This window comes from Streptococcus chosunensis (genome assembly GCF_003626515.1).
Classification (GTDB): domain Bacteria; phylum Bacillota; class Bacilli; order Lactobacillales; family Streptococcaceae; genus Streptococcus; species Streptococcus chosunensis.
The window spans coordinates 590,958-606,925 of record NZ_RBCK01000001.1; the positions used below are offsets into that span (position 1 = coordinate 590,958).

General features: G+C 38.7%; 18 protein-coding genes. 1 reads left to right on the forward strand and 17 read right to left on the reverse strand.

Features of this window, described 5'->3' with window-relative positions; all coding sequences use genetic code 11:
- Positions 1–122 precede the first annotated feature (122 nt).
- Positions 123–890, forward strand: coding sequence for a DeoR/GlpR family DNA-binding transcription regulator (locus D7D54_RS02825; protein WP_004262459.1), 768 nt, complete (start codon positions 123–125; stop codon positions 888–890).
- Between the two features lie 65 nt (positions 891–955).
- Here the strand turns inward: D7D54_RS02825 and lacD are convergent, their stop codons facing one another.
- The 17 genes from lacD to efeB form a co-directional block, all read right to left on the reverse strand.
- Entirely contained in the window at positions 956–1,936 is a 981-nt protein-coding gene (gene lacD / locus D7D54_RS02830; protein WP_020902394.1) for a tagatose-bisphosphate aldolase, read from the reverse strand.
- 1 nt (position 1,937) lies between these two features.
- A complete protein-coding gene (locus D7D54_RS02835; protein ID WP_020902395.1) occupies positions 1,938–2,867 on the reverse strand; it encodes a tagatose-6-phosphate kinase in 930 nt (309 codons plus the stop codon).
- A 10-nt stretch (positions 2,868–2,877) separates the two neighbouring features.
- Positions 2,878–3,393, reverse strand: coding sequence for a galactose-6-phosphate isomerase subunit LacB (lacB, locus tag D7D54_RS02840; protein WP_001216913.1), 516 nt, complete (start codon positions 3,391–3,393; stop codon positions 2,878–2,880).
- A 30-nt stretch (positions 3,394–3,423) separates the two neighbouring features.
- Positions 3,424–3,849, reverse strand: a complete 426-nt coding sequence (lacA, locus tag D7D54_RS02845) for a galactose-6-phosphate isomerase subunit LacA (protein ID WP_000029277.1) — start codon at positions 3,847–3,849, stop codon at positions 3,424–3,426.
- Positions 3,850–4,135: 286 nt separating this feature from the next.
- Positions 4,136–5,032, reverse strand: a complete 897-nt coding sequence (locus tag D7D54_RS02850; RefSeq protein ID WP_020902396.1) for an aldose 1-epimerase family protein — start codon at positions 5,030–5,032, stop codon at positions 4,136–4,138.
- Positions 5,033–5,132: 100 nt separating this feature from the next.
- Positions 5,133–6,608 (reverse strand): PTS galactitol transporter subunit IIC, encoded by a 1,476-nt coding sequence (locus D7D54_RS02855; protein ID WP_120718792.1) that lies wholly within the window; start codon positions 6,606–6,608, stop codon positions 5,133–5,135.
- Positions 6,609–6,655: 47 nt separating this feature from the next.
- The gene (locus tag D7D54_RS02860) at positions 6,656–6,961 is read right to left on the reverse strand and encodes a PTS sugar transporter subunit IIB (RefSeq protein ID WP_000590547.1); all 306 of its coding nucleotides are present in this window, start codon (positions 6,959–6,961) and stop codon (positions 6,656–6,658) included.
- Positions 6,962–6,999: 38 nt separating this feature from the next.
- Positions 7,000–7,476, reverse strand: coding sequence for a PTS sugar transporter subunit IIA (locus D7D54_RS02865; RefSeq protein WP_004260657.1), 477 nt, complete (start codon positions 7,474–7,476; stop codon positions 7,000–7,002).
- A 198-nt stretch (positions 7,477–7,674) separates the two neighbouring features.
- The gene (locus D7D54_RS02870) at positions 7,675–8,364 is read right to left on the reverse strand and encodes a sugar phosphate nucleotidyltransferase (protein WP_120718793.1); all 690 of its coding nucleotides are present in this window, start codon (positions 8,362–8,364) and stop codon (positions 7,675–7,677) included.
- Between the two features lie 11 nt (positions 8,365–8,375).
- On the reverse strand, positions 8,376–9,254 hold the full coding sequence (locus tag D7D54_RS02875; RefSeq protein ID WP_020902400.1) for a DMT family transporter: 879 nt from the start codon (positions 9,252–9,254) through the stop codon (positions 8,376–8,378).
- Positions 9,244–10,113, reverse strand: coding sequence for a phosphotransferase family protein (locus D7D54_RS02880; protein WP_020902401.1), 870 nt, complete (start codon positions 10,111–10,113; stop codon positions 9,244–9,246). Before D7D54_RS02880 ends, D7D54_RS02875 begins: the two co-directional genes overlap by 11 nt.
- 16 nt (positions 10,114–10,129) lie before the next feature.
- Positions 10,130–11,152: a ribitol-5-phosphate dehydrogenase gene (locus D7D54_RS02885; protein WP_120718794.1), complete on the reverse strand. Its 1,023-nt coding sequence runs from the start codon at positions 11,150–11,152 to the stop codon at positions 10,130–10,132.
- A gap of 4 nt (positions 11,153–11,156) precedes the next feature.
- Positions 11,157–11,864, reverse strand: coding sequence for an IspD/TarI family cytidylyltransferase (locus D7D54_RS02890; RefSeq protein WP_004259627.1), 708 nt, complete (start codon positions 11,862–11,864; stop codon positions 11,157–11,159).
- A 335-nt stretch (positions 11,865–12,199) separates the two neighbouring features.
- Positions 12,200–12,370, reverse strand: a complete 171-nt coding sequence (tatA, locus tag D7D54_RS02895; RefSeq protein ID WP_020902402.1) for a twin-arginine translocase TatA/TatE family subunit — start codon at positions 12,368–12,370, stop codon at positions 12,200–12,202.
- Entirely contained in the window at positions 12,354–13,085 is a 732-nt protein-coding gene (tatC, locus tag D7D54_RS02900; protein WP_020902403.1) for a twin-arginine translocase subunit TatC, read from the reverse strand. Before tatC ends, tatA begins: the two co-directional genes overlap by 17 nt.
- Positions 13,086–14,774: an FTR1 family protein gene (locus D7D54_RS02905; protein ID WP_020902404.1), complete on the reverse strand. Its 1,689-nt coding sequence runs from the start codon at positions 14,772–14,774 to the stop codon at positions 13,086–13,088. It abuts the gene before it with no gap.
- Positions 14,749–15,963 carry an iron uptake transporter deferrochelatase/peroxidase subunit gene (efeB, locus tag D7D54_RS02910; RefSeq protein ID WP_049491771.1) on the reverse strand — a complete coding sequence of 405 codons (1,215 nt, stop codon included), beginning with the start codon at positions 15,961–15,963 and terminating at the stop codon, positions 14,749–14,751. Before efeB ends, D7D54_RS02905 begins: the two co-directional genes overlap by 26 nt.
- Positions 15,964–15,968: the final 5 nt, after the last annotated feature.

The window sequence follows — 15,968 nt, forward strand, 5'->3', positions numbered from 1 at the left end:
ATAACAACATCATGGTTTGTTTAAAACAACCATGATGTTTTTGTTTTTGTTTTCTTTTGTTTTTTAAATTGATTGATTGAATACTTTATGATAAAATAGTAATAGAAATAGAGGTGATAACGATGTTAAAGCAGGAAAAACTAGATAATATTCTAGAAACGGTAAATACAAAGGGAACTATTACTGTAAAAGAAATCATGACTCGCTTAGATGTATCAGATATGACTGCTAGACGCTACTTGCAAGAGTTGGCAGACAAGGATTTACTTGTTCGAGTACACGGGGGAGCTGAGAAAATTCGCACAGGTTCTATTTTAAATAATGAACGTTCCAATATTGAAAAACAAAGCTTACAAATCGCAGAAAAACAAGAAATTAGCCGTTTTGCAGGCCATTTAATTGATGAGGGTGAAACCATTTTTATTGGGCCAGGGACAACCTTGGAATCTTTTGCTCGTGAACTTCCAATTGATAATATTCGTGTTGTAACAAACAGTTTACCAGTCTTTCTCATTCTAAACGAACGAAAACTAACAGATTTGATTTTAATTGGTGGAAACTACCGCTCTATCACTGGAGCCTTTGTCGGAACACTAACCTTGCAAAACCTAGCCAATCTCCAATTTTCTAAAGCTTTCGTTAGCTGTAATGGTATTAAAGACAATGCGATTGCGACCTTTAGTGAAGAGGAAGGTGAATCTCAACGCATCGCCCTCAATAATTCCAATAAAAAATACTTACTAGCTGACCATAGTAAGTTCAATAAATTTGATTTCTATACCTTCTACAATATCTCTGATATTGATACCATCGTTTCAGATTCTAAACTGAGCAAAGAAACGTTTGAACAACTTTCAAAACAAACAAAAATTATTCTTTCTAAACCATAAAACTATCCCCACCGATTGGTGGGGATTTTTGTAAGTATTAAAAATTTCAGTTTTTAATAGCTTTCTTACACGCGTTTTTTCCATGAAGTCGCTGTTGTTTGAAGGACTTTGTTGAGTTCGTCAATATTTTCAAAACCAGTTGTACGAAGCCATTCGCGAGCTGCTGCTTCACCATCTTTGATGTAAGCTTCAACTGATCCAGCCCATGTAGCACGGCCACAAAGAACTCCGTTAAAGTTTGCACCTGATTCATGAGCAAATACAAGAGTGTCTTGGAAAAGTTTAGCTGATACACCAGCACTCAAGTAGATATATGGCAAGTTAGTTGCTTCATCTTGTGCTTTGAAGAATGCTGCTGCTTCTTCACGTGTATAAACTACTTCACCTTCAGCAAAGCCTTCAACATATTTAATGTTAACAGGAACTTCTACTTTCAAGACATCAATGTTAAAGCGTGGGTCTGAGAAGACTTTCATGGCACCGATAACTTTGTGTGGTTTTACTTTCGCGTATTCTACAGAACCTGCGTCCGCAATTTTTTCATCGTAAGCAAGGATTTCAAGGAAGAATGGGATATCTTCAGCCACACATTCAGAACCGATACGTTCGATGTAGGCTTGTTTCTCTTGGTTAAGTTCGTCTGAACTATCTACATCATAGTAAAGCAAGAATTTAACTGCATCAGCACCTTCTTCTTTAATACGTTTTGCAGACCAAACATCCAAGCAGTCTGGCAAGCGTTTTGTGCTTGTTGTGTCATAACCTGTTTTTTCATAAGCAAGGAGAAGACCAGCTTTTTCATCAAGAGCTTTAGTTGCTGGAAGTCCATACTCAGGGTCAAGAAGCATAGATGAAGCGTATTTAGTCAATTCATCTGCTACCAAGACTTTAAGTTCTTCCATTTGAGCTACAGTTGGTTCTTCGGTTTGGTGTTGAGCCATAAGGCGTTTCAAAGCACCACGTTGGTCAAATGCAAGAGCTGAGATGATACCATTTTCATCAGAAAGTTTTTCTAAGCGTGCACATTTTTGTTCTGTTAAAGCCATTTTATACCTCTTTTACTATTAATTGATCATATAGAGCTTGATAGTTGGCCATGTTGACATGACCAGTCATTTTTTCTTGAGCATTGAGCATACCAAGGACATTTGCCTTGATGAGTAATTCTGCATCCGATTCTTTGTGAAGAAGTCCTGAAGAAATTCCTGCCACAGTAGAGTCTCCAGATCCAACAGGATTGACTACCTGAATTCTAGGAATATCTACCTTGTAGAAAGTGTCGCCATGTTTGGCAAAGGCACCGTTGGCACCAAGTGAGACGATGATCCATTCAATCCCTGCAAACAAAGGTTCTTGAAGGACTTCTTTTAATTCTTCCAAATCCTCAGAAACTTCTCTTCCTAGAAGTTGAGACAATTCCTCATTATTGGGTTTGATTACTGTTGGTTTATGTGGTGATTCAAGAACTGCCTGAAGAGCTGCACCAGAGCAATCCAAGACTACAGGCTTGCCTGCTTGATTAGCAAGTTCTACCAAGTTCGCATAGTAATCAACTGGAAGACCAGCAGGCAGACTACCTGAGATAGCTACTACTTCAACTGACTCCAAGAGTTTTTTGAAATGTTCCAAAAAGTCTTGACCTTCCTGTTCCAATACTTCAGGACCTTTTTCAAGCACTTCTGTTTGGTTGTCTCCATGGAGAATAGCGATACAGTTACGAGTTTCTCCCTGAATTGAGAAGAAATCTTTCTTTACTTGATCATCGATATGTTCAACCAAAAACTCACCAAGTTTTCCACCCACTAAACCAGTAGCAAGAACAGAATCGCCAAATTCTGAAAGTACTCGGGTAACATTGAGTCCCTTACCACCAGCCGTTTTGGTTACATCTACCACACGATTGACAGTATCAATCTTCAACTCATCCAAAGGATAGGAAATATCGATGGATGGGTTCATTGTGACTGTTAAAATCATAGGTCACCTCTTAGTCGTGGTATTCTCCGCGATCCCATTTTTCAAGGAATTCAGTGAAGAAGTTTGCGTCTGTTTGTTGAGCATTGTGACTTTCAACGTGTTCAATTTTCGCAATCAATTTTTTGTTTTCTTCAGATGGTTTGTATTCAGCATGGATGAAAGCTTCGATGATGTCACACATGAGCAATTCACCAGTAATCTTACCACCAAAACCGATAACGTTAGCGTTCAATTGCTCTTTAGCATAAAGAGCTGTTGTCATATCACGAACCAAGGCAGAACGAACACCTGGAACTTTATTTACAGCGTTATTGATACCAACACCAGTACCACAGATACATACCCCAAGATCAGCTTGACCGCTAGTTACGGCTTCACCAACTTTTTTACCAAAGATTGGGTAGTGAGTACGTGTATGGTCATATGTACCAAAGTCAATGACTTCATATCCTTTTGATTTCAAAAATTCTGAAACCGCCATTTTTTCATCTGTTACGATGTGGTCACATCCAATTGCAATTCTCATTTTTAACTTACCTTTCTTACTGTAATCTAATTAGCACATTTTGTTCAACATGTCGACACGAATTTGGTGACGTCCGCCATCGTATTTACCGTTAACAAATCCTTTAGCGATGTTTTTAGCCAATTCATCACCAACAAGTTGTGCACCCATAGTGATCATACGTGAGTTGTTGTGTCCACGAGTCATATAAGCTGAACGTTCGTCAGATACTTCTGCAGCAACCATTCCTTTGATTTTAGTTGCAACCATGAATGGACCAGCTCCATAAGCATCAATCACGATACCAAGGTTTTGTTCTTCTTTGTTTACTTCTGCAGCCACAGCAAGAGTCACATCAACAAAGTCTTGACCTTCAGCTGTAACATCCACAACGTGGAAGTTTTCTTTTTCCAAGAAGTCTTTCACAACTTCTTTCAATCTCAAACCTGCAGCATCTGCACCGATAACAATAGACATATTGTATACTCCTTTTTATTTTTCTAGGCTAGTAAAACCTTTTATAGTCAGCAGTTGACCTACAAAAGGCTTTCTAGCAGTTTATTGACAAATTGGATTGAATGAGATGAATGACACCTTATTCAAGTTTAGGAAATCAGTTTCCTAGAAATAATCTTTCTCCACAAAAGAGAATATAACAAGTGATTATTTGTTTGTTACAAACATCATTTGTTGCTTACAAACATAATATACTCCTATTTCCGGAAAAAGTCAACAGTTAATGTTTGTTTTTGTGTTTTTTTAACTAAAAAATTTCGATATCAAAACCAATTTGATCCACTTGACCAGGTTCTAGGAGGCGAACATTCTTCTTATCTTCTAGATGATCTCCTTCTTCAAGGGATGTTGACAAGCCAGACCATGGTTCAAAGGCAATGAAAGGACCTTTATTCAAAGTTGACCAGATAATGAGATTTGGAAACTCTGCAAAGTGCACTTTCAATCCCTTATCATGTTTACGAGAACGAAGGGAAATTGTTCTAGATTGCAATTCATCTAAGGTAACTGCATCTGTGCTGAACAAATCATAGCTGAGGTCTAATTCTTTTTGACCCTCTAGCCATGGACTTCTATCTTGAAAATCAAGCATCCCCGTTTCTGGGAAAGGACGTGGAACAGAGCAAGTCTCTTCTTTCTCAAACTCTAGATAATAATCTTCATAGACTTCATCATCCAGTAGAGGACAATTAAATCCTGGATGTCCACCAATAAAGTAAGGCAGGACCTTGCTAGTTTCTTTATTGAAAATCTTGTATTGAGTCCGCACTGTCTTGCCAGTAAGGCTATAAGTGATTTCTAGGCGGAAATGATAAGGGTAGTTCTGATAGCTATTCTCATCGTCTTCAATTGCAAAAGTTACACTCTTGTCTGTCTGTTCAACCAATTCAAATTCTTTCTTACGAACCAAACCATGACGAGGAATTTTTCCTTGACTTTCTCTCCCATTTTCATCTATATAGACGGCTGTATCCTCTCTCAATGAACCACAAATGGGAAAAAGAACAGGAGCTTGTCCACTCCAATAAGTAGGATCCCCTTGCCACAAATACTCAAGTCCCTCAGCATCTTTTATAGAAGAAAGAGCCCCACCAAAACTGTTAAATTGAACTCTTAATTGTTCTGATTTTAATTCAATTACCATTATTTTCTCCGATTTCTTGATAGTTTATAAAAAAACTAGGCTGTCACTCCTAGAAGGTATGACAACCTAGTTTCAACAATTTACATTTTATAGGAGCGCATTATTTTGCTTTTGCTGCGTACTCTTCGTTACGTTTGATCATTTGTTTTCTGTACCATGCAAAGATACCGATATAGAATACAAGGAAGACTACAGCACCAAGGATTGCTTTAATATCACCAGTTGTAGTGTTACCAATTGTCCAACCAAGAAGTTTTTCGATTGGTCCTTCAAGAGTTGAGTGAGTGATCAATTGAGTTTGGCTCACACCTTCTGGGAAGGCACCTACACCTTTAGCAAGTTCTGTTGCAAATGGCGCGATAAGTGTACCTGAAAGAAGGAAGAGTGGCAACAAGAGTGTTCCGAAGATAATCATACGGAGCAATTTACCACGTGTTACAACCAAGAGAGCTGGAGTAACACCCATAGCGATGATACCTGCAAGTGGCAAGATACCATTTCCGACGTTTGAAAGAAGCACAGCTTCAATCAACATAATTGGTGCAAGTACGTTTGCACAAGCCCAGATTTCAGCACGACCAGCGATGAATGGCCAGTCTAGACCGATGTTAAACTTACGTCCTTCCAAACGTTTAGTAGCAACGTTTGTAATACCTTGTGAAAGTGGTTCTACGGCAGCAATGAACCATGAACCGATAAGTGAGAAGAGTTCCAAAGCTACACCGGCTGTCAAACCAAGAGACAACCAACCTTTAATAACAAGTTCCCATGAAGATGCATCTTCTACTCCAGCAACTGGATGTGGAGTTCCCATCAAACCAATAACGATACCAAGAATGAAACCGATGAAGAATTTAGATCCCCAGAAACCAATTTTCTTGTTCAATTTTGCAGCGTCAAAGTCATATTTATCAAGACCTGGCAAAACTTTATCAAAAATCTTATCCAAGACCATGATAACTGGGTTCATCATGTAGTTCATGTGAGTTGAAGTCATTGGTGATGAACTTGGTGCGTTAAGAAGGTCGTCGAATGTTGGTTTCATCAAATCAGAGTTGATGATCTTCAAAATACCTACAAGTACAACTGCTACTGTCGCGATGAAGAGTGAAACCCCTTGGCTTACACCATTGTTGTCTGCATACCATTTGATCAAAAGACCAGTGATTGACAAGTGCCAGATATCGAAGATATCGACATCGAGTGTGTCTGTTTTCTTCATTGCAAGCATCACAACGTTGACAATCAACATTACAAGCAAGAAGTAAAGTGTCCAAGCAGATCCCCAAGTGATGGTAGCAAGTGGTGCCCAACCAACGTCGGTGATGTTCAATTGAATACCAGTGTTTTCAACGAATTTCGCAAGTGATGCTGAGAAAGCTCCGTTGAGCATACCGATGATAGCACCGATACCAGTAAGGGCGATGGCGAGCTTGATACCACCTTCAAGCGCTTTGGAGAATTTCACTCCAAAAAGTAGGGCCAACACTGTCAAAATGATCAGCATGATGATAGGGCCACCCATAGCCAAGATAGGTTTAAAGATATCGTTGGCCAGATTGATAATGACATCCATAATAGTTCCTCCCTTTTTATAGTTATATGAATGTTAACAAATTAAAATTAGCTTAATCCGTGTTCTTTGATAGCTGCTTCAATATTGTCAAATACTGGAGCACTCATTGCTGGGATACGGAATAAGATTGGTCCAGCTTCGATAACTGGAATACCTGGGTCAAAACCAAGATCTGTCGCAGCAATTGGTGTGAAGATGTCATAACCTTTGATAAGGTCTTCATTAACGTCTTTGACCATTACCGCGTCACAGTGAACATCGAAACCGCGGTTTGAAAGTTCTTCTTCAAGAGCACTTTTAATTTGGTGGCTTGAGTTAACACCTGCACCGCAGGCAGCAAGAATTTTAATCATATGGATTTCCTCCGATTTAATATTTTTAATAGACAAGATTAAGCAATTGCTTCAGCAATATAAGCATAGATGGCTTCTGGTTCAGAAATTTTTGATAGGTCTTCAAGATGACCATTCCCAGTAAAGAAGTCCATCAACTGAGCAAGAATGTTCGTTTGGCTTGAACTTGAGTTATTAATGATAAAGAAGAGTAAGGATACTTCTACTTCCTTATCTGGCGCAATCATATTGTGGAAAGTCACTGGTTTTTCTAATCGAACGACCACAACTTTTTCGGCTAGATTATGAACAATATCTGTGTGAGGAATAGCCACATTCGGCAAATCCTTACCCAAAAATTCCATATCTAAGCCAGTTGGAAATGACTTTTCACGCGTGATCAAGGCTTCACGATAAGTTGGAGTTACGATTTCACGTTCTTCCAATAAAGTTGCAACCTGATCAAAGAGATGTTCTTGATTATCCGCTTCTAAGCAAAACACAAGGTTTTTGTCAAAGAAATGATCTAATCCCATAAGGTTTTCCCTTCTTTCCATTAACTTTATGCTATAAGTATAACACTATATGAAATCGTTGTCAATATTTTTCTGTTGTTTTTTGTTCATTTTTTGTTTTTTTTTATATTTAACAACCACATTTCAAACAGTTATTAAAAATAACAAACTAAAGTGAAGTAAAAAACATCCGACTATTTCAGTCAGATGTTGGAATCTTTAATTTTCGTTTTTAAGAATTTCTTCTAATTTATGATAATCTTGGACACTATCAATCTCATAGATACTATTACCTTCTAATTCTTCGACATAGACATCTAGCTCTTTGATATTATCCTTAACCATATTGTCCCAGTAGAGATCAACAAATTCTCCACTTGCATAAGCCTTGTCGATAAAGCTGACAATCTTTTCTGCAGTTGGAGCATCCCAGAAGGATACACCACTAAGGATCCGGCCTGCCTTGCTATCAACAATAATGTCTTGAACCTTGTAGTCATCTCCATAGACCAAGAACCATTCGTTGGTACAATCTTCACGATAGACACTAAAATAAGTCGAACGTGTCAAATCATTGCGGAACATATTTTTAAAGAGATAATTGTCGGCATCAATAACATAGCTGTTAGCCAATTCTTCTTTTACAAGATAGAGAGAGTAAAAGTTATTGTAATCAGCGTATTTATCATTGAAAACGAGTCGTACTCCATATTTCTCTTTCAAGTAATCGAATTGTTCTTTAAGATAACCAACAATGATAATGATATCATGGATTCCTTTTTCTTTGAGAAACTCAATTTGGTATTCAATCAGAGGTTTTTGATTAACCCGAACTAAGGCTTTAGGGGTATTTTCAGTCATAGGACGCAAGCGAGTTCCCAAGCCCGCTGCTAAGATGATGGCTTTCACACGAATCTCCTTTATTCTTTAATAATAATATAAACTCCAGCAATGACGACAAGTGACGTAATAATTGTCAGCATATCTAGTGGTGCACCCAAGAAAATAACTGCAAACAAGACAGTCCAGACTACATAGCTCACGTTCAAGCCTGTAGCCTTGGCTGGTTGTAAGCGATTGATAGCGATATAATAAGCCAAGTAGGAAATCATATCAAAGGCTGCAAAGACAATCATAAGACCTAACAATTGTCCATTAGCTACTTCTGCAAATGACTGATGAGAGAAGAGCACAATCACAAGATAGGACAAGAATGAAGTCACTTGACGGATTAAGAGGGCTTCGATTTCACTCAATTCACTTTCCATAGCAAAAGAGCTAAGGACACTTTCACTCCCCCATGCAATGGCACAAACCAAAGCACAGAGAATCCCAATGTAGAAGGAATTGACCTGTTCAACCTTATAGGTCTGGGCAATAATTCCTGCAATAATCAAGATAATCCCAAACACAGTATTTTTCGAAATCTTGTGCTTCAAGAAGAAGAAAGCCAATAAAACTGAAATCGCAGGGTAAATAGCTGATACAGATGAAGCTAAAGAACTTCCGATATACTTAACTGCATAAAGATTGGCCTGCATACCGATAGGGCCTGCTAGTAAGGCTCCGATGATAACACTAACATTGCGAATATTTAAGAAAATTGAGAGACGAACTTTTCCTTCTTTTATCAAAAGAAAAGCTAGTAAGATAAAGATACTCAAGAAATCGTGAGCAGCAGCCACCACAAAGGGCGATAAATCTGTAAAAATCGAAAAGATATAAGCACTAATCGTTAGACCTAACCCCCAGAAAATACCTGAGAGTAGACCAAAAGAAACTCCATTTTTAGTTTTCATCTGAACCTCCATAATAAGCCAAACCTTTAACAGCTCTTTGGTAACGACTTACACCATAGTCACCAAAATCTGCGCCTTGCTCTTCCTTATAGATAGTCCATAGACTCCAAATAGTATCTTGTAAAATTTTATAAATAGTAATCTTTTCTCGAGAGACAGGTGTTTGGTCACTCTCATAGTAAGATAAGAAGGCTTCTTCCTCTTGGAGAGTGAATTCAGACTCTAAAAAGAGAGCAGCCAAATCCCACATTGGATCATTCATTGATGAATATTCCCAGTCAATTAGATATAGACGTCCTTGAGGTGATTCGATAAAGTTTTCAGGCACCAAATCGATATGACAAGATTTTCTGTCAACACCTAAGTCAGCCAGTCTTTTCTCTAAGGAGAAGACTTCTTCTCGAACTGCTTCATAGTTGGCATAAGGGATTTTCCCTTCAATCAAGGATTCGTATTTTTTGATTTCTTCAAAAGGAGCAAATTCTCCTCTTAATTCCTTACCGGACGCATGAATAGTTTGTAAAATTGGAGAAATTTTATCGAACTTGGTCTTGATTGTAGTTGAATCAAGCGTAATAGCAGATTCAATATACTCATTTACTTTGATACCAGCTTCAATATCAAAAAGATAATTTTTGACATCTAGGTCTAAATCTTTAAGCAGTTCAAGATTGTACTTTTCATCTTGACGATTGATCAGTTTTTCTGTCCCTTTCCCAAAGAACTTAACAATATATTGCTTATTTGTTGTTTTGGCCAAATAGTTTTGATTGGTCATACCTCCCAGTTGTTCAACACTGAGGACTTCCTCTTCTTGACTAAGTAAGGAAGAAATTTTTTCTTTAATGATTTTCTCCACAATTAACCTCCAGCACTTATACTTCCCACTTAAACACTGTTTTAAAGGCTGTGTTTAAATCGGTCGCAAAGACACGGTGAATATCTTTAATTTCTCTTACAGGTTCTTCTAGATAAAGGATATTTTTAAGACGATTGGCAAATTTCTTGACTTCCATCATTTGGATTGCATTTTCAAAATCGATGCGACCAGAACGAGAGGAACCAACCAAGAGCAAGCCTTTCTCTAAGGCATCGCGTGTATTGAGATTGACTTTATACTCGCTAACGCCCATCATGAGAATCGTTCCCTGAGGACGAATGTAGCGAATCAAGTCATTAATAGCTGGTCCAGTACCATCACCACCACAACACTCAAAAGCATGGTCAAAGGCCAAATCTTCAGGAATATTATCAGTGATATAGCATTCCTTGGCAAAAGAGAAGAGTTCCAACTTTTCCCAATGACGACCAATAACCACAATCTCTGCTTCTGGTAAAGTATAGTTGATAATATTTGCAACCACAAAAGCTAAACTTCCATCTCCGATAACGGCGATTCGGTCCCGCTTGCTATGAGCAAGAGTCAATAGGCGATTCATGGCATGCATACCGACACTGACAAACTCTGTAATGGCTGCAACCGTATCTTCGATAGCATCATAAGCCACCACACGGTCTTTAGGGAGAGAAACAAACTCTCTCATAAAGCCATCAAAGCCACTAGACAAGAAATGGGTCCCTGTCATGTAGTTTTCATAGAATTCTTCATCACTCTGCATAGGAGGCTGATTGGGAATCATAACAACTTTTTGACCAACCTCGTAGGTTCCTGTCGGGTCAGAAATAACGGTTCCACATGACTCGTGAATCATTGCCATTGGAAGTTTTTTATTCAAAATCTTCGGATCACGTTTTCCTTGGTAGTAACGCTGATCCGCATGACAGACCGCCATATAATTAGGGCGTATGAGGATATGATTCTCTTGGTCAATACCCTCTTCCTGATATTTGACATTGATAAACTTAGGCTTTGTTAGTTGGTAAATTTGATTAATCATTTTATTACTCTTCCTCAATCATGCTTTTTGCAATCTTCAAATCTGTTACTGTAGTAATTTTCAAATTTGAATATTCACCCTTAGCCAAGGCTACATCTTTTCCTTTAATTACAAAGATTTTACATGCATCTGTTAAGATTTCTTTCTCTTCGGCAGAGAGAGAACCGTAAAGGTCCATGAAGTCCTTGCAACGGAATGTTTGAGGTGTTTGTCCTTGATAGAGGTGAGCACGATTTGGAATATCTGTAATAAATTGACCGTTAGTACTTTCAACGATAGTGTCAACCGCTTCTACCACTGTGTCCACTGCGTCATGATTTTGAGCAAGTTGGATATTGTCCTGAATCATGCGAAGCGTAATAAATGGACGAACAGAATCGTGGGTAACAACGATGTCCTCTGGAGTAAGCGGACGATAAGCATCAATGGCTTCAATGATTTTCTCAATACTCGTATTACGGTCAGCACCACCTTTTGTAATGATGATACGATCCTTATGAAGAGGTAGATATTTATCTACAAGATCCTCTGCATGGGAAACCCAGTCTCCATGAACCCCAACCACAATTTTTTCAATACTTGGTTCCAAGACAAATTTTTCAATTGTATGAATCAAAATAGGTCGATCACCTAGCTCTAAAAATTGTTTTGGCAAATTACTGATTCCCATACGTGTGCCAGTTCCACCGGCAAGAATTCCTGCATAAATCATCTATTTTCTCCTTTGTCTTACTAAAAAAACTTATTCTCTCTATTATACCACAATCTAGTCCTATCATGAAAGAAATACCGGACCTCCCGTTCTAGAATAGGAGGATTAAGCAGTTCCATTATTCAAAGAAACTAGTCCATTTCTAGTAGTGACTAGGAATTCAATAGTCATTACTAATAAATGGCTGTGAAATTTTAGAGTTCTTCAGAATAATATAGTTTTCTTAAAGAAAGCTTAAATTTATATTTTCTTAATACAAGAAAAAGCTAGGAAATGATAAATGTCCAATAGAGACACACTTCCTAACTTCTTATTTTTAGTAAAACTCACCAGTCTTAATCTTTCTTATCTTGATTTTCAGTTCCTTTAACTGCTTTTTTAAATTCAGACAGCATTTTACCGATTGACTCACCTAATTCAGGCAATCGTTTTGGTCCAAAAATCAAGAGAGCTCCTAAAACGATGATAATCAATCCTGGCGCTCCGATATCACGTAAGATTCCCATTTCTCTCTCCTTTCTGCTTGTGTTTCATAATGTGTTTGCTGATAGCAATACTCAATTCATAGAGTAAAATCAAAGGGGCAGTCATTGCCAAATCGCTAACAAAGTCAGCTGGTGTCAAGATGACTGCAAGTACCAATAAGATAAAATAAGCATATCGGCGATAAGCAATCAATAATTCTGGACCAATGAGCCCAATCGACGTCAAAAAGGCAATGATAACTGGCAATTCAAAAATCATGGCCAAAGGCAAGGTCGTTTGAAAAACAAAGGACAGATAATTTTGTGCAGTTAACTGCGTTTCAAATAGCCCTTCTCCTAGCCCTAATAAAACCTGAAGTAAGGCTGGTGTTACAAAGTAAAAACCAAAAGCCAGTCCAACTAGAAAACAAAGGAAACTAGCTGGAATATAGGCAAAAATTGCTCTAGCTTCTTCCTTCTTTAGGCCAGGTTTGATGAAAGACCAAATATGATACACCGTGTAGGGCAAGGTGATAGTAAAGGCCATCAGACTAGCCAAGCGTATGTATATCCATAAAATATCATTAGGTCCTAAAACAATCAACTTTTGCTGAAAAGATTGGGTCACATACTGGTAAATCTGGTCTGCAAAAATCAAGGAGACACAGAATACCAAAAAGAAACAAATGACCACAGCCAATAATCTCTTTCTAAATTCTACCAGATGTTCAACGATTGTCAATTCTTTTCTATCCATCTATTTTTCACCCTGTCTGAAAGTGACAATCAAGACAATAACAACAAAGACTAGCTGGCTGGCCAAGCCTTCCCAACTTGGATAAATTCCAAGCAGGTCAATCGTTGGAAATCCTGTCAGCAAGTGATTTGGCGCCATATTTGTCAACTGAAGAGCATGGATACTAACTCCCAGCATCTTGAAGGCTAGGGCATAAATCATCCAAGTCAGGATAAAGAAGACCTTATGTGGCAGGAAGAATTGACTGGCCTTGTTCATCACGATGGCAATAACTACCAGAACCAGCAAGGCAAGTGAAATTCCCAAGACAAATTCAAAACTGGAAATTCTTGGTAAAATCCCAACATAAAAAAGAATGGTTTCTGCTCCCTCACGGAAAACAGCTAGAAAACTGAGGGCAAACATAGAAATAAAGGATCCTGTCTTGGTCACTGTTTCCATTTGTGACTCCATAAAGGCATTCCATTTTTTGACTGAAGATTTGCTATGAAGCCAGATTCCAATCACAATCATCATAGCTACCGCAAAAATCCCAACTGCTCCTTCGATGATTTCACGATTGGATCCTGATGTTACTGCTGGAAAGGCAATTTGCAGGATGAAAGCAATAAGAAGACTGGCCATGATTCCAGTGATAGCACCACCATAAACCCACTTGAGCCCTTTTCGCATCTTGGCTGCTTTCAAGGTTGTTACCAAGGCCATAACGATTAAGAGAGCCTCTACACCTTCTCTTAGAAGAATCAGCATGGCATCAAAGGCATTGTAACGTGCGCTGGTATCAATTTGTGATAAATCTGCAATCAGTTTTTCTAATTTTTCTTGATATTCCTTCTCACTTCCCTTGACCATAATCACAGGGCTTTCACTCTCCACTCTAGTATAGAGGGATGGATTGGTCGTGCTAACAGAACCCTCAATCGTTGGCCAGATAGTGATGAATTCCTTCATACTAGCTTCTCCTGATGCTTGATCACCAGCTTGGAATTGTTCCAAAGCCTTCTTCAAAAGGGCAATACCGTCTTTAAGAGTCAAACTAGAAGATGCTTCTGCGACTTCTTTTCCAGTTACAAAATCATCAATAGCCTTTTTTAAGTCCTCGAAGGAAGTCTGGATTGAGTTAAAATCCGTAGGCTCGGTTTCCATACTACTACGCAAGAAAGAAATAGCTGTTTCAACACGTCCATAATGGGCCGTACTATTGTCACGAACCACACTTTCATTGATAGTCCAAGTGGAATTCATTTTCTTAAAAGCTTCTCGGATCTTTTCCAAATCTTTGGATGCAATGGCCTGCTCTAAGGCTTCAAAACGAGGACTTAGACGGTTTACCAATTTTTCTTTTTCAGCATCTAAGTCAACAGGATTTTGTTCTTTTTCAAAGGCTAATAGGGCTGCAGAAATTTCAGTGAGTTTATCTTCAGTGATATCTCCTGATTGAGCTAACTTTTCCTTGATGACTTTACCAGCCTCAGAATTGCTGTCTTCTACTCTTTCAAAGTCTGTTGCCATCTCCTTAACGAGTTTCTGGGCTTCAGACTGATCACCATTTTTTACTGCTTTAGACGCATCAGTGATTTTCACAAAGTAAGAACTCAAGCTTTCTTGGGCACCTACTGGGGAAAGAATTAAAAGTGACAAAGCTAAAACCAAGAACCAGCTTTTAACCTTCCAATAATTTCTGACCAATGTAGCCTCCTTTCTCCACACCACCAAAGCAAGCAAAGAGTCCACTACCGATGTGAGTGATATATTCATTCATCTTATCTGTAGCACCTAGATTGGTTTGAACTTTAACAAAGTTATCAGGATCCTTCTGGAAAGAAATGAAGAGCAAGCCTGTATCAAACTGGCCAGTTTTTTCATCAATCCCATCAGAGTATGAATAAGAACGACGCAAAAGGGGCTTATCCACTTCCTTAGCCAAACGAACATGCGAATCATCTGGCAAAAGACTCAAATCCACTTCATCAAACTCGTTCTTCTTACCAAAGGGGGCACCACTTTCCTTATAACGACCAAAGGTATTTTCTTGTTCTTCAAGACTAGTGCGATCCCAGGTCTCTAAAAACATCTGAATCCGACGAACTGCCATATAAGAACCATTTTCCATCCAGTCCTTACTATCAGCCCAGATAACGCGGTCAAAGTCTTTCTCCTTGGTTGGATTTGCTGTTCCATCCTTAAAACCAAAGAGGTTACGTGGAGTCTCCATTCGATCACCGATCGCTGCAAATCCAGACTGACTCCAACGAAGGGTCACGGCATTTCTGCCCTTACGGATGAGATTGCGAATAGCATGAAAGGCAACTTGCTCATCATCTGCACAAGCCTGAATCACAATATCTCCACCAGTATATTTTTCACGTAATTGCTCTTTAGGAAAAGGCGGTAAATCCCTGAACACTTGAGGACGCTTGCTTTCTAAGTTCATCTTTTTCAAGAAACTGGCAGACACACCAAAAGTCAGCGTCAGACGATGAGGATTGAGCCCGACTGTCTCACCAGTATCGCTCGGAGGCAAGAGAGCATTCTGGCCATCTTTTTTGACCAGCTCTCCCTCAACCAACTTGGCACTATAATCTGTCCAATCCTTGAACAACTGGATAATTTTATCCTTATCCGTCGTGTGCAAGTCCAAGACAACAAAATAGATGTTTTTTTGCATGGGCGTACTAATCCCAGCTTGATGCTTGCCATAAAAAGCAATTTTTTCATTTCCGTACGAGATTTTTTCCTGACTTCCTAGCTTAGGTGCGAAAAAAGCAGAAGCACCAGAGAGCCCTAGCGCTAAACCAGCCCCTCCAATCCCTGCTTTTTTTAGAAATTCTCGACGGTCCATTTTCTTCTCAAAAAACTTTTCGTCTTTTTCAGTCATGACTC

Bases quoted from the DNA above. Each gene is read 5' to 3' on its own strand.
- D7D54_RS02855 (WP_120718792.1), bottom strand. From the start codon at position 6,608: ATGGATGTCATTATCAATCTGGCCAACGATATCTTTAAACCTATCTTG.
- D7D54_RS02825 (WP_004262459.1), top strand. From the start codon at position 123: ATGTTAAAGCAGGAAAAACTAGATAATATTCTAGAAACGGTAAATACA.
- D7D54_RS02835 (WP_020902395.1), bottom strand. From the start codon at position 2,867: ATGATTTTAACAGTCACAATGAACCCATCCATCGATATTTCCTATCCT.
- D7D54_RS02890 (WP_004259627.1), bottom strand. From the start codon at position 11,864: ATGATTTATGCAGGAATTCTTGCCGGTGGAACTGGCACACGTATGGGA.
- D7D54_RS02865 (WP_004260657.1), bottom strand. From the start codon at position 7,476: ATGGGATTAGATCATTTCTTTGACAAAAACCTTGTGTTTTGCTTAGAA.
- tatA (WP_020902402.1), bottom strand. From the start codon at position 12,370: ATGGGAATCTTACGTGATATCGGAGCGCCAGGATTGATTATCATCGTT.
- lacB (WP_001216913.1), bottom strand. From the start codon at position 3,393: ATGAGAATTGCAATTGGATGTGACCACATCGTAACAGATGAAAAAATG.
- tatC (WP_020902403.1), bottom strand. From the start codon at position 13,085: ATGGATAGAAAAGAATTGACAATCGTTGAACATCTGGTAGAATTTAGA.
- D7D54_RS02850 (WP_020902396.1), bottom strand. From the start codon at position 5,032: ATGGTAATTGAATTAAAATCAGAACAATTAAGAGTTCAATTTAACAGT.
- D7D54_RS02860 (WP_000590547.1), bottom strand. From the start codon at position 6,961: ATGATTAAAATTCTTGCTGCCTGCGGTGCAGGTGTTAACTCAAGCCAC.
- lacD (WP_020902394.1), bottom strand. From the start codon at position 1,936: ATGGCTTTAACAGAACAAAAATGTGCACGCTTAGAAAAACTTTCTGAT.
- lacA (WP_000029277.1), bottom strand. From the start codon at position 3,849: ATGTCTATTGTTATCGGTGCAGATGCTGCAGGTTTGAGATTGAAAGAA.
- D7D54_RS02875 (WP_020902400.1), bottom strand. From the start codon at position 9,254: ATGAAAACTAAAAATGGAGTTTCTTTTGGTCTACTCTCAGGTATTTTC.
- efeB (WP_049491771.1), bottom strand. From the start codon at position 15,963: ATGACTGAAAAAGACGAAAAGTTTTTTGAGAAGAAAATGGACCGTCGA.
- D7D54_RS02885 (WP_120718794.1), bottom strand. From the start codon at position 11,152: ATGATTAATCAAATTTACCAACTAACAAAGCCTAAGTTTATCAATGTC.